14 protein-coding genes are annotated in these 15,530 nt (G+C 41.5%); 4 read left to right on the top strand and 10 right to left on the bottom strand.

What is annotated here, in order from left to right:
* Positions 1 to 131 precede the first annotated feature (131 nt).
* The 4 genes from GTQ34_RS09150 to GTQ34_RS09135 all read right to left on the bottom strand — a co-directional run bounded on the left by GTQ34_RS09150 (position 132) and on the right by GTQ34_RS09135 (position 4,146).
* Positions 132 to 1,085, bottom strand: coding sequence for a carbon-nitrogen hydrolase family protein (locus GTQ34_RS09150; protein WP_166523468.1), 954 nt, complete (start codon positions 1,083 to 1,085; stop codon positions 132 to 134).
* Complete coding sequence (locus GTQ34_RS09145; RefSeq protein WP_166523467.1) at positions 1,085 to 1,990, bottom strand: geranylgeranylglycerol-phosphate geranylgeranyltransferase; 906 nt, start codon at positions 1,988 to 1,990, stop codon at positions 1,085 to 1,087. Before GTQ34_RS09145 ends, GTQ34_RS09150 begins: the two co-directional genes overlap by 1 nt.
* Positions 1,991 to 1,999: 9 nt before the next feature.
* Complete coding sequence (locus GTQ34_RS09140) at positions 2,000 to 2,938, bottom strand: mevalonate kinase family protein (RefSeq protein WP_166523466.1); 939 nt, start codon at positions 2,936 to 2,938, stop codon at positions 2,000 to 2,002.
* A gap of 125 nt (positions 2,939 to 3,063) precedes the next feature.
* Complete coding sequence (locus GTQ34_RS09135; RefSeq protein ID WP_166523465.1) at positions 3,064 to 4,146, bottom strand: diphosphomevalonate decarboxylase; 1,083 nt, start codon at positions 4,144 to 4,146, stop codon at positions 3,064 to 3,066.
* 93 nt (positions 4,147 to 4,239) lie between these two features.
* Between GTQ34_RS09135 and GTQ34_RS09130 the strand changes: the two genes are divergently transcribed.
* Complete coding sequence (locus GTQ34_RS09130; protein WP_166523464.1) at positions 4,240 to 4,716, top strand: TspO/MBR family protein; 477 nt, start codon at positions 4,240 to 4,242, stop codon at positions 4,714 to 4,716.
* On the opposite strand, the gene GTQ34_RS09125 is transcribed toward GTQ34_RS09130, so the two are convergent.
* On the bottom strand, positions 4,706 to 5,251 hold the full coding sequence (locus GTQ34_RS09125) for a DUF1697 domain-containing protein (RefSeq protein WP_166523463.1): 546 nt from the start codon (positions 5,249 to 5,251) through the stop codon (positions 4,706 to 4,708). The genes GTQ34_RS09130 and GTQ34_RS09125 overlap by 11 nt on opposite strands.
* A gap of 68 nt (positions 5,252 to 5,319) precedes the next feature.
* Here GTQ34_RS09125 and glpK point away from each other — a divergent pair, with 68 nt between their 5' ends.
* Both glpK and GTQ34_RS09115 read left to right on the top strand, forming a co-directional pair.
* Positions 5,320 to 6,816 (top strand): glycerol kinase GlpK, encoded by a 1,497-nt coding sequence (glpK, locus tag GTQ34_RS09120; protein WP_166523462.1) that lies wholly within the window; start codon positions 5,320 to 5,322, stop codon positions 6,814 to 6,816.
* Positions 6,817 to 6,828: 12 nt separating this feature from the next.
* Positions 6,829 to 7,557: an MIP/aquaporin family protein gene (locus tag GTQ34_RS09115; protein WP_166523461.1), complete on the top strand. Its 729-nt coding sequence runs from the start codon at positions 6,829 to 6,831 to the stop codon at positions 7,555 to 7,557.
* Here the strand turns inward: GTQ34_RS09115 and GTQ34_RS09110 are convergent.
* Together GTQ34_RS09110 and GTQ34_RS09105 are read right to left on the bottom strand one after the other, a co-directional pair.
* Positions 7,554 to 8,819, bottom strand: coding sequence for a BaiN/RdsA family NAD(P)/FAD-dependent oxidoreductase (locus GTQ34_RS09110; protein WP_166523460.1), 1,266 nt, complete (start codon positions 8,817 to 8,819; stop codon positions 7,554 to 7,556). The two genes, GTQ34_RS09115 and GTQ34_RS09110, sit on opposite strands and share 4 nt — an antisense overlap.
* A complete protein-coding gene (locus tag GTQ34_RS09105; RefSeq protein WP_235914999.1) occupies positions 8,819 to 9,571 on the bottom strand; it encodes a glycerophosphodiester phosphodiesterase in 753 nt (250 codons plus the stop codon). Before GTQ34_RS09105 ends, GTQ34_RS09110 begins: the two co-directional genes overlap by 1 nt.
* A gap of 178 nt (positions 9,572 to 9,749) precedes the next feature.
* Between GTQ34_RS09105 and GTQ34_RS09100 the strand changes: the two genes are divergently transcribed.
* A complete protein-coding gene (locus GTQ34_RS09100) occupies positions 9,750 to 10,172 on the top strand; it encodes a hypothetical protein (protein ID WP_166523459.1) in 423 nt (140 codons plus the stop codon).
* 51 nt (positions 10,173 to 10,223) lie between these two features.
* On the opposite strand, the gene GTQ34_RS09095 is transcribed toward GTQ34_RS09100, so the two are convergent.
* The 3 genes from GTQ34_RS09095 to GTQ34_RS09085 all read right to left on the bottom strand — a co-directional run bounded on the left by GTQ34_RS09095 (position 10,224) and on the right by GTQ34_RS09085 (position 15,480).
* The gene (locus GTQ34_RS09095) at positions 10,224 to 12,095 is read right to left on the bottom strand and encodes an alpha-amylase family protein (RefSeq protein WP_166523458.1); all 1,872 of its coding nucleotides are present in this window, start codon (positions 12,093 to 12,095) and stop codon (positions 10,224 to 10,226) included.
* Positions 12,092 to 14,398, bottom strand: a complete 2,307-nt coding sequence (locus GTQ34_RS09090) for a glycoside hydrolase family 65 protein (protein WP_166523457.1) — start codon at positions 14,396 to 14,398, stop codon at positions 12,092 to 12,094. The genes GTQ34_RS09095 and GTQ34_RS09090 overlap by 4 nt, the downstream gene beginning before the upstream one ends.
* 62 nt (positions 14,399 to 14,460) lie before the next feature.
* Positions 14,461 to 15,480, bottom strand: a complete 1,020-nt coding sequence (locus GTQ34_RS09085; protein ID WP_166523456.1) for a LacI family DNA-binding transcriptional regulator — start codon at positions 15,478 to 15,480, stop codon at positions 14,461 to 14,463.
* Positions 15,481 to 15,530 lie beyond the last annotated feature (50 nt).

The raw sequence follows: 15,530 nt of genomic DNA, 5'->3' as shown, positions 1-15,530 counted from the left end.
ACTTGTGATGTTTTCTCAAAGGTGCAATAATTTACTATAGTCATTTCGAAGGAGTTCCGATTGCAACCGGGACGACTGAGGAAATCTAGTTTTTGGATTTCTCCCAGTCGGGGGAAATGGCACATTTAAGTTTACTGGTCTTTTATTTTAATTGTGGATTGTCGTTCTCGATTGACGGTCAATTGGGTGACATCGGGACGGGAGTAATGCCCTACGGGGTCAAAATTTTGACGTTCTTCCAGCACCCGATTAAAATCCAATACTTTATAAAATATGCCTTCCTTGCGGGCAATAGGCTCCACAATCCATTCCCCATAAGGTCCGGCGATGCAACTGCCACCATCGGCCAGAACCTTTGGGGCTTTTTCCAAAATTTTGTTCAAATGGGGCGTGTTCTTTGGAAAATCTGAAGTCGTCATTAAAGAAGAAACGGATATCACGTAGCTTCTTGATTCCCGGGCAACAAATCGTGTAATGTCCTTGGTATTGTGCACACCTCCCGGCCACACGGCCACATGTAAATTTTCACCTTGGCCATACAATGCTGTTCTGGGAAGCGGCATCCAGTTTTCCCAGCAATTGAGTCCGCCTACGGTAAAATTTTTCAAATTGTGAACCCTCAGACCATTTCCATCGCCAGGCGCCCAAGTCAAGCGTTCATCATAGGTAGGTTGGAGTTTTCTATGCACCGATTTTATCTCCCCATCTTGATTTATATAAACCAACGAACAATACAAACTGTGTCCGCCTCGGTCTTTGGCGCGTTCAATCATTCCAAGATAAATGGCCATTTTATGGGTGCGGGCCATTTGGCAAATGGCGTCCAGTTCTCCTGTTTCTATCTGGATCGAATTACGTGCATAATGGGCATGCAGTTCTTTGTTTACTTTTAAATCCCAAGCTGCACCATCCGTGTAGGCCAACCAAAAGGGATATCCCGGCAAAAAGGCCTCCCCAAAAACCAAAAGCTCTGTTTTTTCCTTGGCAGCTTCCTCAATGGTGGATTCAATTTTGTTTAGGGTGTCCGTTTTGTTCAACCAAACAGGAGCTAGTTGGGCCATGGCCACTTTTAATAGGTTTTCCATTACAGAATTCGATTTAATACCAAATCAATATCAATCAATAAAATACTGAAAACGCCCAACACGATGATGAATTTAAGTATGTTGTGCAGCCAAACATAATGTTTTTTCCCACTGGATTTCCATAGTAAAACAAGAAACAGTCCCAAAAGGACAATGCAAAGCCAGAAGTAAAGGTACATATAGCCTACATCAAAGGTTTTGATGAGCAATAAGGCTGGCACCCAGGTCAGTAAAATGAGAAAGGTAATCATGAATTTGGAGGTCTTAAGACCAAAAAGTATTGGTATGGTTCTATAGTTTTGAGCCATATCACCCGCCATGTTTTCCAAATCCTTAATCATTTCCCTTGCTAAAATCAGTAAGAACAGGAAAAGGGCATGCACAAAGATGACGGTCTCAAAATTTAGATAATAGACAAAAACTACAAAAAACGGGGCTATGGCCAAAGTGGACGAAACCAAGTTTCCCAAAAAGGGAATTCTTTTTAGTTTGTGCGAATAAATCCAAATGCCAAAAATGTAGGCGGAAAAAAACAACACTGCCCTAAAAGAGATGTAACTCGCAGCTAAAACAGACAAAAAGTTGAGGATAAAATAGGTCGTCAACTTAAAACGCTGACTCACCAAACGATCCAACATGCTTTTGGTAGGTTTGTTGATCAAGTCCTTCTCCGCGTCGTAAAAATTATTGATGATATAGCCACTGGCGATAACCAAGGCCGAAGCGGTCACGATAAGGAACAGGTTTAGATCCAAAATCACCTCGTGCAAGGGCAAATCTGGCGCTAGAATATAGATGGAAGCCAGATACTGGGCCAAAGTGATGACCAAAATATTATATCCCCGCACCACTGAAAACAGACTCAACAGCTTAAAAAGCATGAGTTTGTTTTTTCTATTAAGCATGGGATTTTCTTAGAAGTTGTACACCACTTCCAATTTATGGCCGGCAAGTGCCGTTTTGGCCTTGTCAAGATCTTGGGTAAAGCCCAATATATATCCTCCACCTCCTGAACCGCAAAGTTTTAGGTAGTAATCATTGGTCTCTATGCCCTGCTGCCAAAGTTGGTGAAATTTTGAAGGGATCATGGGTTTGAAATGATCTAGAACCACATGGGAAAGCTGTTTGAGGTTTCCGAAAAGCGATTTTACGTTTCCACTCAAAAAATCTTCCACGCAGGCATCGGTATGTTTGATAAATTCATTTTTGATCACATTTCTGAAACCTTCCTGCTTCATCTTCTCCATAAAAATCTGCACCATAGGTGCCGTTTCACCAGTAATGCCACTATCCAACAAGAACACGGCTCCCTTACCTTCTGCATTTTGCGAGGGGATGCTGGTCGATTCTATATTGTCTTTGGAATTAATGAGAATGGGTAGGCTCAAATAACTGTTCAAGGGGTCCAATCCCGAGGATTTTCCATGGAAAAAGGATTCCATCTTGCCAAAAATCTCCTTCAATTTCAACAATTTATCCCGGGTCAGATTTTCCAACACCGTAATTTTATCGTGGGCGTATTTGTCATATATCGCCGCTACCAAAGCACCACTGCTGCCAATTCCATATCCCTGCGGAATGGAGCTGTCAAAATACATTCCTTGGTCAATATCGTGCTGAAGTGATTTTAAATCAAATGAAACCAAATCGGGTTCTTCCGTTTGCAGCTTGCTTAGGTGGGATGCAAATTCATGCAATGCCTGATTTGATTGTCTGGCATTTTCGGATGGATTCTTTTCCTTTTTCAAGGCTCCCTTAAAAAAATTGTAAGGAATGGAAAGACCTTTGGAGTCTTTGATGATACCATATTCACCAAACAACAGAATTTTGGAATAAAACAGCGGTCCTTTCATAAGCTTATGCTAAGATAGTAATTATTTTGTTTAATTTTTTGAATATTGAGGTTAAACAAAATATTTTTGATTTATCTTATCGGGACAAATAACGCAAAAAAACAGTTTTGACGTTTATTTTTTAGTCACAATTTTCTTGCCCCATTTCCAATTCGATCACAAATGTAATGTCCCTTTTCACAATGCGCAACCAATTCATCCTGAATAAATTGATTGCCTTTTTCCTTGACCGACTCCGGATACAGCACATGAACGTTGGCCCCGGCATCCAACGTAAAGCAAATAGGAGTCTTGGTCTCCTTCCTGAAATGCCAAATTTTATTGATGATTTCCAAGGTATCCGGTTTCATCAAAATAAAATAAGGAGTGCTGGTCATCATCATGGCGTGCAGCGTCAGCGCTTCGCTTTCCACCACTTCTATAAAGTCTTCCACGTCTCCTTGGGCCAAGATAGACCTCAGTCTATCCAAATTTTGGTGAGCTTGTTGAAAACGCTGTTTGGCATAAGGATGCCCCTTCATCAAATTGTGCCCCACAGTGCTGCTTACTTGTTTCTGTCCTTTATGCACCAACATAATGGTGTCATGATACTTTTTAAAAATGGGGTGCACCTCTAATGGGTATTTGATTCCATATAGATTTGAGCTTTCTGTCAACCCCCCGTGTTCCCCCCATGTGACTAAATCGCCCTCAATGCTCCTACAAGCACTGCCTGATCCCAAACGGGCCAAAAACGAGGCCTTCATGTTAAAAAAATCATTGGACATTTTGGGATTCAGTTGTCTTTCGATGTCCATAAAGCAAAGGGCCAAAGCGGCCATGCTGCTGGCGGAAGAAGCTATTCCACTGCTATGCGGAAACGAGTTGGACGTTTCTATGTTGAAATGATATTCCTTTAAAAAAGGTAAATACCTATCGATTCGATTCAAAAAAGTGTTCACCTTGGGTTTGAAATCCTCTTTGGATTTTCCTTCAAAGGTCAGATCAAATGAAAAATCAGTGTCTTTGGAATCCCTTTTTGTAAATGAAACCGAGGTGGTAGTGGAACAAGCATCCAAGGTAAAACTAATTGATGGATTGGCAGGAATTTGGTTCGGGTGCTTCCCCCAATACTTGACCAAGGCGATGTTACTGGGTGCCTTCCAGGTCACTTTTGCTTCTGCTGGTAATACTGAATAGGCTTTTGGCAGAAAGTCTTTTTCGGTCATTCGTGATTCATTTTGGCAAATATAACCCATGCAAATTGCTTCTTTAAAAGTGGAAATAAATAAATTCTTATTTTAGACGGAGTTGCACCAACCATGAAAAAAAGAATTCTTTACATAACCATCTGTGTTGTCCTTTGTCTATTGGTTGGTTATTTGTCCAGTTTTGCGACACAAAGTTCGGTGAACGATTGGTATGTAAACCTTAAAAAACCAACATTTAATCCACCTAATGAACTTTTTGCACCTGTCTGGACAGTTTTGTATGTGTTGATGGGAACTGCCGCTGGAATTGTATGGTCCAAAGGTTTCCATCATATTTGGGTAAAAACGGCACTCTATCATTTTGGTTTTCAGTTGCTCCTAAATGCACTTTGGAGCATTATCTTTTTTGGTTTGAAAAGTCCGTTTTGGGCACTTATTGTAATTTTGGGCCTCCTCTCCATGATCATGCTTACAATACGCTGGTTCAAAGTGGTCAGTAAGCCTGCGGCCTACTTGATGATTCCCTATTTGGCATGGGTATGCTTTGCCGCTTTGTTGAATTACAAGATCTGGGATCTTAATCCTTGATTTGCTCTGCAAGCTCCAACAGTTTTTGCATCGTTTTCCAGTTTCTGGTGGTAGCTTCTACCTTTAACTTCCTTTCAATAAGGTTATTGTTCAGTTTGGCTTTGCCATATCCTGCCTTGCAGTTCAAATACACACAGGTAGATATAATATAGTATTCTTCATCCTCAAATTTGAGGTTGTTAAACTTAGATACCCGTTCTTTATTAGGTGTTTCCTTCAACAGAACAAAATACAGGCCTTTCTTCTCTTTTTCCTCTGCGAACGGATTAGACTCCAATATGCTAACTATATCATTTGCGGCCATAACCAATATTGGAACATCAAAGCCAAAATCCCTTAAAATTGCTCGATGAACGCTAGTTTCCAGTTCCTTGATATTGGAACTAGTACTTTCAAAAACTATATTTCCGCTTTGGATATAGGTGACAACGCGTTTCAATCCAATATTTTCAAATGTCGCCTTTAGGTCGGGCATTAGAATTTTTTTCTGTCCACTTACATTGATTCCTCGTAACAGGGCCACATAGGTTTGCATATTCCAATTTTAAAAAAAGGTTTCACGAATTTATTTTATTAAATTCAGGCGCATTTAATTTAATGAAAATGAGCGAATACATCCTCGCCTTGGATCAGGGCACCACCAGTTCCAGAGCCGTTATTTTTGATAAAAAGGGTACCATAATCTCCGTAGCGCAGAAAGAATTTACCCAGATTTTCCCTAAACCCGGATGGGTGGAACATGATCCCAACGAAATTTGGGCCACTCAGGCAGGGATTGCCGCTGAAGCAGTCAGCAAAAAAGGATTGAAAGGAGAACAAATGGCCGCCATCGGCATCACCAACCAACGTGAAACCGTAGTGATTTGGGATAAAAGCACAGGGGAACCTGTTTACAATGCCATTGTTTGGCAAGATAAACGGACTGCGGATTACTGCGATCAGTTAAAAAATAAAGGTCACTCGAAGATGATTCGTGAAAAAACGGGATTGGTCATCGATGCCTACTTTTCCGGCACCAAGGTGAAGTGGATTTTGGATAATGTGGAAGGTATTCGTGAAAGAGCAGAGGCGGGTGATTTGGCGTTAGGCACAATCGACACTTGGCTTATTTGGAAAATGACCGAGGGCAAACTGCACATTACCGATGTTACCAATGCATGCCGTTCGCTACTCTTCAATATAAATACCATGGATTGGGATGATGAACTCCTAGAATTATTGACAGTCCCTAAAAGTATGCTGCCCAAGGTAAAGCAGTCCAGCGAGGTGTATGGGTATACCAGCCCCAACTTTTTTGCTTCCAAAATACCCATTGCGGGCATTGCTGGAGATCAACAAGCTGCACTTTTCGGTCAAATGTGCACGAAGCAGGGTATGGTCAAGAACACCTATGGTACTGGCTGTTTTATGTTGATGAACATTGGGGAGAAACCCATCGTTTCTAAAAACAACTTGCTGACCACAGTCGCATGGAAAATCAATGGGAAGACGCATTATGCATTGGAGGGAAGCATCTTCATTGCGGGTGCTGTGGTGCAATGGCTTCGCGATAGTCTTAAAATCATCAAAACTTCTTCTGAGGTAGAAAAATTAGCAGGTTCTGTGGAAAGCTCGGATGGCGTGTATTTTGTGCCAGCCTTTGCCGGATTGGGAGCTCCCCACTGGAACCAACGTGCCCAAGGGACTATTTTTGGTTTGACTCGGGGCAGCACAGATGCACATATTGCCAGAGCCGCCTTGGAATCGATTGCCTATCAGACCATGGATATATTGAAAGCTATGGAAGCGGATTCCGGTATTTCAATCAAGGAGCTTCGCGTGGATGGGGGTGCCACAGTGAACAACATGCTTATGCAATTTCAATCGGATGTGTTGAACACAGTAACAGTTCGTCCCAAAATCGTGGAAACCACAGTGATGGGAGCTGCTTATTTGGCTGGATTGGCCGTGGGCTATTGGGAAAGTCCTGAAGAAATCCAAGACATTTGGCAAACCGACGTGCATTTTAACCCTTCCACGAATAGAGAACCCATAGAAGAAGGCATAAAAGGATGGTATCGCGCTATTGATGCACTGGAACACTGGAGTAAAAACAAATAAATCAAATTTTCTATGACTCCGTTTATCGCAGAGATTGTGGGCACCTTTTTGTTGATGCTTTTGGGATGTGGTGTCAATGCCAATGTCTCCCTTCAAAAAACCTATGGTAGTGGTTCTGGATGGATAGTGATCACTACCGGATGGGCCTTTGCCGTTTATACCGGTGTCGTGGTTGCCGGACCTCATAGTGGGGCACATATTAACCCAGCAGTGACTATAGGATTGGCCACGGCAGGTGAATTTCCATGGGGCGATGTCCCTTCATACATTTTAGCTCAGTTTATCGGTGCCATGTTCGCTGCATTTATGGTATGGTTGACCCATAAAGCACATTTTGATGCAACTCCAGATGGGAATACTAAAAGAGGTGTGTTCTGTACAGCTCCTGCAATACCCAATGTTGGACTAAATATATTGATGGAAGCTGTAGGGACTTTCGTTTTGGTTTTCACTGTGCTGTATTTTACGGATGCCGTTATATCCTCTGATGACACCGTTATTGGATTGGGTTCGCTTGGTGCACTTCCAGTGGCCTTATTGGTTTGGGGCATTGGTCTTTCACTGGGCGGAACCACTGGGTACGCCATAAATCCGGCAAGGGACTTGGGACCACGTATAGTTCATGCCTTATTGCCCATAAAGGACAAGGGTTCCAACGGGTGGGGATATTCATGGATTCCTGTTATAGGACCTATTTTAGGAGGTATACTTGCTGCAGGCTTGGCTATGACATTGAACTAAGTGTTTTTGGAAGCAATGGCTTTGGCCGCGATATAGGCGCCTGTCCAGGCATTCTGAAAATTGAACCCCCCGGTGATGGCGTCCACATTGATGATTTCTCCTGCGAAAAAAAGATTAGAGTGCAGTTTACTCTCGAAAGTCTTAAAATTTATTTCTTTTAGGTCAATACCTCCTGCGGTTACAAATTCTTCTTTAAAGGTGCTTTTCCCATCAACCTTAAATGTTGAGGCTGTGAGTTGCTCCGCTAATTTTTGCAACTGCTCCTTATTCGTGTCCGCCCATTTAAGATCATTTCCGATACCCGCTGCATGTACTAATTTGACCCATAGTCTTCGAGGCAGGTCCATCGCATGGGTCCTTAAAATTGTCCTTTTGGCTTCGGTTTTTTTTATTTCCCTTAGATAACCTTCCATTGAACTGGTAGTATAATCGGGCATCCAGTTAATCTCTACATTGAACTTATAATCGTATTGCTTCAAAATTAATGCTCCCCAAGCGGATAGCTTTAGAATAACAGGCCCACTTAAGCCCCAGTGTGTAATTAAGACAGGGCCTTCGGCCTGCAATTTTGGGGATTCTTTTGAGAGACTTTTCAATGGTGACCCTGGTTTTGGGGATTCCTTTGGAAGTACTTTGGCCGAGGCATAGGTGCTTATCCCTTGTATATCACGTATTCGATCATCATCTATATTAAATGTGAAAAGCGATGGAACAGGTGGAATTACGGTGTGTCCAATTGCTTTCAACAAATTCCAAATTTTTGGATTGCTACCCGTCGCCAACATCAGTCTTTTGGCCTTATATGTTGTATTTCTTGTTTCTATTAACCAAAAATCCCCATCTTTTCTGAGTCCGACCATCGAAGTGTTTCTCAATACTTTCACACCCAACTTGTTGGCCTCACTTTCGAAACAATCTATTATGGTCTGAGAGGAATCGCTTTGGGGAAACACACGGCCATCTTCTTCAATTTTCAAAGGCACTCCCCGTTGTTTAAAAAACGCCATAACATCCAAGGGCGAGTGTTGGTGGAAAGGACCCAATAATTCTTTCTGTCCCCTGGGGTAGTTAACCACAAGTGCTTTTGGTAAAAACTCCCCATGGGTCACATTACACCTTCCACCTCCTGAAACCTTTACTTTGGAAAGAATCGTCTTTCCCCTTTCCAGAATGGCAATCTTCAATTTAGGGTTTTGCTCCGCAATGTGAATGGCAGCATAAAATCCCGCAGCTCCTCCGCCAACAATAATTACTTCATACATTAATGGACCCGTTCTGGGTAATCGCTAATAATGCCATCCACCCCAAAATTTTTCATCTTTTCAATTTGATTTGGCTCATTTACGGTCCAAGTGTAGATTTTGAATCCTACCTCTTGGATTTGGGCCACATTTTCTTCAGTAAGGGTTTTGTAATCAGGATTTATGGCTACAGCATTCAACTCTTTGGCAACGTCAATCGCTTGCAAAGGGTCATCTTCCGTCAACACAGCTATGTTTATCCCACTGTTCAGTTTGCGCATTTCACGAAGCTCATCCCAATTGAAACTTGAAATAAGGATGTTGTCCCATGTCCATCCTCTTTCCCGAACGTAATAATCGAGAATGAAATTTACCCTGTCCGCCGTGTTCGCACCTTTCAACTCAATGTTCAATGCCACTTGATTGTTAATAAGCTTTAGAACTTCCTGAATCATGGGTATTTTGTGTCCCCCATCCAAAATAAGTTGGTGTAGGTCGACAATGTTATATTCCTCCACTTTTCCACCACCATTGGTGAGACGTTCCACGCGCTCATCATGAAATACAACAATTTCTCCACTTTCAATTTTAAAAACATCAATTTCAATCATATCCACCCCCAAATCCATGGCCTTTTGAACAGATGCCAACGTATTTTCCGTTTCGTGCCCCATGGCACCTCTGTGACCTATGACCATTGGTTTGGAATCCATCATACTACAGTTATTGAACAAAAAAACAAGTGCCAATGCAAATAGTACATTTCTTTTCATAAAGTTCTCGATTTTGACCCCTAAAATACGATTTGAAAATAAATCAACTCCATTGAAGAAAGTACCTTAAAATATTGCAATAAAAGTCATTAAGGCAATTTTTGTATTAATTTTTTATTAAATCGTTAATAAATATTTAATACTTTTATCAAATCTATAACCAATAAATCAATTAAGCATGTTTTCAAAATCTAATTTAATTGCCACATTAGTTGCGGCGATTGTGATGTTCTTTTTGGGGTACCTTATTTGGGGGATCGCCACTGTCAGTTTTTTTGAAGAGCATACTATTGTGAACACCATGAAAGAAGTTCCCAATCTTGGGCTTATAGCCTTGGGTAATCTTGTTGGTGCATTTGTTTTGAGCAGTTTATACAGTAAATGGGCCCGAGGACACCATTCTGTAGGTGAGGGTTTTCAGTTTGGTGCTTGGATAGGTGTCTTCGTGGGCATCGGAATGGGGCTCATCTGGTATGCCACTGCCAACTGGATGGATTTGACCGGACACGTTGTTGAAGCTATAATCGATATCATATATTATGGAATAATAGGTTCCATAATTGCCTTGATTTACCAAAAAACGGCCACTAAAAAAGATTAACTAAACAACTAACCAGCCTAAAAGGAGCGGATTGGGAACAATCCGCTTTTTTTATTCCTCAACAGCAAAAATCCTAGACTCCAATGGGGCCAGTTCGATGGGAACAATCCCAAGCCCTTCGTTCACAGAGAGTATTCGGTCCACTTGCCCATATAACTGTTCCTCCAACTTGTACTCTTCGTTATTCAATTTCCAGTTATCGATGACACTTTCTGGAATTTTCAAATCCAGTTTGTAGTGTTTATCGGCACCAAAATTCGCCACAACAATCAGTTTTTCCTCCTCGGACCAACGTACATACGACAATATCCTATGATCATATCCTTCCGTATGATCTTTATTGTAAAAATGAATTTCTTGATAGTCTCCCATCAAGGCGTCACTTTTAATAGTAAAGTTGAGCAGCTTTTTATAAAAATCCCTGAGTAGTTTTTCGTTTTCTTTGAGTTGACCACCATCAAACTTTTTATTGTTCATCCAACGCTGATGGTGCGGCACTCCTATATAATCAAAAATGGAGGTCCTTGTTGGCTTTCCAAAGCCGGCATCCTCAGCACCGGGTTCTCCCACCTCTTGCCCAAAATAAATCATAGTGGGCGAGGTGCTCAGCGTTGCGGAGACAACCATGGCCGGTTTTGCTAGATTGGCGTTACCTGCAAAATCAGGACTTGCTATTCGCTGTTCATCATGGTTTTCCAAAAAATGAAGCATATGATGCTCGATATCTGCCATTCCCTTTTGAACCATAGGGATATGATCTGTCCACCCATAGCCTTTCATAATATGCTTTATGCTATCATACAGTTCCACTTTATCGTAGAGGTAGTCCATTTTTCCCTTGTGGATATAATCGCGGTACAAACTGGGATTGTATACCTCGGCCAACAGAAAAGCATCTGGGTTCTTCATTTTAATACTTGAGTTCAGATAACTCCAAAACTCAACGGGGACCATCTCCGCCATATCAAAACGAAAACCGTCTACTCCAAAATCAAGCCAGTAGTTTGTAATGTCCCGGAACTTGTTCCAAGAATCCGGTAGGGTCTTGTTTTTCCAAAAATCGAAATGTACCCTGTAATCTTTATCTTCAAATTCCTCTGGTAATTCCTCAAAGTCTTTGCTTCCGTCTGGGCGAATTCCATAATTTACCTTGACCGTTTCATACCAATCATTGAAATTAGGACGAACCAATCGCGACCCATTCCCGGTCCATTTGGCAGGATTTTCCTCAAATTTTCCATTGGACAAAGCATGCTGTTCACCACCAAGCGGCACATATCCATTCTGCCATTCTGGAACTTGAAATGCCTGTCCCGGTATATAATAGAAATTATTGTTGACATTATATTCCTTGGAAGTATCATCGTGAGCTCCAAAATCAGACACCCCTTCTGGGTTTGTCAACCCCTCATAATTACGCGCAACATGGTTGGGTACAATGTCAATGATTACTTTCATGCCGGCCTCATGTGTCCTTTGGACCAATGCCTTGAATTCTTCCAATCTATTGGCAGGGTCCAGTGCCAAATCTGGATTGACATTGTAATAATCTTTTACAGCATAGGGCGAACCTGCACGACCTTTGACCACATCTGGGTCGTCATTGGATATTCCATATTCGGTATAATCATTAATCACCGCATGATGGGGAACTCCTGTGTACCAAATATGGGTCACACCCAAATCCTTTATTTCTTGTAGGGCCTTTTCTGTGAAGTCGTCAAATTTTCCCACACCATTTTCCTCTAGGGTCCCCCAAGGTTTATTGGTTGTATTTGTATTTCCGAATAATCGTGTAAAAACCTGATATACTACGGTCTTTTTTTTCATGGGTTTTTCAATGGGTTTCTGTTTGGGTTTTTCCTCGCACGATACGGCTATTATTAGCGTAATCAAAATATGGGTAAGATGATTCAACTTCATGCCATAACAGTTTCTCCTGGAATCAATTTCAGCCGTTTTCCATGTACCATAATATATAAATCCGCATCACCAGAAATCTGAAAAGAAGTTATGTCCCTGGTTACATTCGCAGTGATAATTTGGTTCCTAAAATTGATTTTGAATGAATAGGAATCCCACCCTGTGGGGATTCGAGGAGTAAAGCTTAATTGGCCATCCATCATTCGCATACCCCCGAAACCTTCAACAATGCTCATCCAAGTACCTGCCATGGATGTAATGTGCAGTCCCTCTTCCACTTCCTTATTATAGTCATCCAAATCGAGTCTTGAAGTTCTTAAGTAAAAGGTATAGGCCTGCTCCATTCTACCCAATTTGGCTGCCTGAACACTGTGCACGCAGGGCGACAGAGAGGATTCGTGCACGGTGAATGGCTCATAGAAGTCAAAATGCCGTTTCAATTCTTCTTGACTAAAATGGTCTTCAAAGAAATAAAAACCTTGTAGCACATCGGCTTGCTTTATATAAGGAGAACGAAGAATTCGGTCCCAGCTCCATTTTTGATTGATGGGTCTCTCCGATTTATCCAAATCTTCGACCTTTATCATTTCTTTATCCAAGAATCCATCTTGCTGCAAAAAAACTTCATATTTTTCAGAGTATGGAAAATATAGATTCCCGCTAACTCTTACCCAATCCTTGGTCTCGGTTGGGCTTATTTTGGTCTTGTCCACAATTCGAGCGTAATCTTTCGGATACTCTTCTTCGACTTTTTTAAGCTGTTCCAAAGTATAATCTATGCACCATTTGGCCAGATAGTTAGTATACCAATTATTGTTGACATTGTTCTCATATTCATTGGGACCGGTGACGCCCAACATGACATACTGTTGTTTTTCTTGGGAAAAATTTACCCGTTGGCGCCAAAATCGGGCAATGCCCACCAATACTTCCAATCCCATTTGAGGGATATAGCTATAATCCCCTGTATATCTGGTATAGTTATAAATGGCATAAGCAATGGCACCGTTTCGATGAATTTCCTCAAAGGTTATTTCCCATTCATTGTGGCATTCTTCACCGTTCATGGTGACCATGGGGTAAAGCGCTGCTCCATCTGAAAACCCTAATTTTTCGGCATTTTCAATAGCCTTCTGTAAATGGTTATATCGATACTTAAGCAGGTTCCACCCTACTTCTTGATTTTTAGTGGCCATGTAAAAAGGCAGGCAATAAGCTTCTGTGTCCCAATAGGTGCTTCCTCCATACTTTTCCCCGGTGAAACCTTTTGGGCCAATATTCAATCGAGAGTCTTTGCCCAAGTAGGTTTGATTAAGCTGGAATATATTGAAGCGAATTCCTTGCTGCGCCTTCACATCACCTTCTATGGTGATATCGCTCATTTCCCAAATTTGTGCCCACGCCTCTTTTTGTTTTCTCAACAGTTCTTCAAAACCCAATTGAGAAGCTTGGTCCAACACACTATTTGCAGCATGCTGCAATTGGTTTTTAGGATGGTTTCTATCAACCGTATACCCCCCATATTTTATTATGGTAAGTGTGGTATCTTTTTTAACGTGCTGAGAATACGAATGCGCCACTGAGGTCTCGTTTTTTATTGCAATAGGGCTTGCTTCAGTAGGACTTCCATCTAAATATACCTCATTGTGCATAAAAGTACAGACAGCGAAATTGGTCTTGTTGGTATTCGACTGGATAAAAGCACGATTGCCTTCGGATTCCACTTCGGTAATTTCCCAAAACTTATCGTCCCAGTTGCTGTCCATGTTTTTGATGCCACCATCTAGATACGGTGTTAAAATCACCTCGGTATCGGAATTTAAAACTTGAAGGTTTAGTTGTATGGCTCCGGTCTCATCCAAATCCAAACTTAAAAACCGGGTAACTTCGAAAGCCACTTCCAAGTCGTTGGGCATGGTGGCAACAAAGCTTCGCCTGTACCAGCCTTCTTTCATATTGAGCTGCCTTTTGAAGTTTGCAACCTTTTTGCACGTGTTCAAATCCAAGAAAACGCCATCTATTTTCAAATCAATGCCAATCCAATTGGGTGCATTGAGCACTTTGGCGAAGTATTCGGGATATCCATTTTTCCACCACCCCACCCTTGTCTTGTCCGGATAGTATACTCCTGCTATGTAACTACCTTGAAAGGTGTCGCCTGAATAGCTTTCTTCAAAGTTGGCGCGTTGACCCATCGCTCCGTTTCCAAGGCTAAAAAGGCTCTCGGAAGATTTTACCCTTTCTTTGTCAAAACCTTCTTCTATAATGGACCATGGATCTGGTATAATATAATCTTGATTCATTCTAATAAAATGTATGGCTAGTCAGCAATTAATATTTCTTGCTGTTATGAGTTAAAACAAAATTAATTCACTGTGGAATCCCGAACCACCAAAGTGGGTTCCAAAATTTTTGTTTGATAGTTCCCTTCTTCGTTTTCGTTCTCTACTTTATCTATTAGCATTTGGGCTGCGATTTCACCCATTCTTTCCCCATGTTGGGCCACTACTGTCAAACTTGGATTGGCATATCTGGACAGCACCCCATCGGTAAACCCTATAAATGAGATGTCGTCGGGTATGCGAAGTCCTTTTTTCTGGACCAACCGCATACTGAAGACGGTAAATATCTCATTCACGCACAAAACGGCATCAACCTTCTTCTTGCTGAAAAAGACCTCAATACTTTTTTCATCCATCTGCATGGAGGACAGCTTGAGTATCCTGTTTTCATCAATATCCATATTGCTTTCCAAAAGCGCCTTTCTATATCCTTCGGTCCGTGCCTTGCTAACACTTAGGTAATCATCTGTTGTGATGAGGGCAATTTTTTTTCTTCCTTGCTCTATCAACTTTTTTGTGGCCATATAGGCCCCCAGCTCATCATCTATAATCACTTTGTCACAATCGACTTCGTTGGTTACCCTATCCACCAAAACCAAAGGTATTCCCTGTTCGGTCACCTCCTTCAAATGATTATAGTCTCCTTTCTGCTGGGTCTCTGAGGATAAGGACATAATAAAGCCGTCAATGCTTCCATTGGCCAACATTTCCATGTTAATCACCTCCCGGTCAAAAGACTCTTCAGATAAACAAACAATAACATTATATCCTTTTGCATTGGCATACTTTTCAATACCTCGAATTACCGTTGTAAAAAAATGGTGTACAATGGCTGGAATTACGACACCAATATTCTTAGTCCGTTTGTTTTTTAGACTTATTGCAATGTTATTGGGTTTATAATTGTAGAGCTTGGCAAAAGCTTGCACCTTCTCCTTGGTATCCCGACTGATCTCTTCGCTGTTCTTCAACGCCTTTGACACCGTAGATATGGATACTTCTAACTCCCTGGCAATATCCTTTAAAGTTATTTTTGCTTTCAAAAAAGAAACGATTTATCCCATCAAAATGGTTATGAGAATTAATGAATACC

The sequence above is a fragment of the Flagellimonas ochracea genome, assembly GCF_009903685.1.
GTDB lineage: Bacteria > Bacteroidota > Bacteroidia > Flavobacteriales > Flavobacteriaceae > Flagellimonas > Flagellimonas ochracea.
Note: the sequence above shows the minus strand (reverse complement) of the source record. Positions and strands in the feature narration are given on the sequence as shown.

Bases quoted from the DNA above. Each gene is read 5' to 3' on its own strand.
- GTQ34_RS09150 (WP_166523468.1), bottom strand. From the start codon at position 1,085: ATGGAAAACCTATTAAAAGTGGCCATGGCCCAACTAGCTCCTGTTTGG.
- GTQ34_RS09145 (WP_166523467.1), bottom strand. From the start codon at position 1,990: ATGCTTAATAGAAAAAACAAACTCATGCTTTTTAAGCTGTTGAGTCTG.
- GTQ34_RS09140 (WP_166523466.1), bottom strand. From the start codon at position 2,938: ATGAAAGGACCGCTGTTTTATTCCAAAATTCTGTTGTTTGGTGAATAT.
- GTQ34_RS09135 (WP_166523465.1), bottom strand. From the start codon at position 4,146: ATGACCGAAAAAGACTTTCTGCCAAAAGCCTATTCAGTATTACCAGCA.
- GTQ34_RS09130 (WP_166523464.1), top strand. From the start codon at position 4,240: ATGAAAAAAAGAATTCTTTACATAACCATCTGTGTTGTCCTTTGTCTA.
- GTQ34_RS09125 (WP_166523463.1), bottom strand. From the start codon at position 5,251: ATGCAAACCTATGTGGCCCTGTTACGAGGAATCAATGTAAGTGGACAG.
- glpK (WP_166523462.1), top strand. From the start codon at position 5,320: ATGAGCGAATACATCCTCGCCTTGGATCAGGGCACCACCAGTTCCAGA.
- GTQ34_RS09115 (WP_166523461.1), top strand. From the start codon at position 6,829: ATGACTCCGTTTATCGCAGAGATTGTGGGCACCTTTTTGTTGATGCTT.
- GTQ34_RS09110 (WP_166523460.1), bottom strand. From the start codon at position 8,819: ATGTATGAAGTAATTATTGTTGGCGGAGGAGCTGCGGGATTTTATGCT.
- GTQ34_RS09105 (WP_235914999.1), bottom strand. From the start codon at position 9,571: ATGAAAAGAAATGTACTATTTGCATTGGCACTTGTTTTTTTGTTCAAT.
- GTQ34_RS09100 (WP_166523459.1), top strand. From the start codon at position 9,750: ATGTTTTCAAAATCTAATTTAATTGCCACATTAGTTGCGGCGATTGTG.
- GTQ34_RS09095 (WP_166523458.1), bottom strand. From the start codon at position 12,095: ATGAAGTTGAATCATCTTACCCATATTTTGATTACGCTAATAATAGCC.
- GTQ34_RS09090 (WP_166523457.1), bottom strand. From the start codon at position 14,398: ATGAATCAAGATTATATTATACCAGATCCATGGTCCATTATAGAAGAA.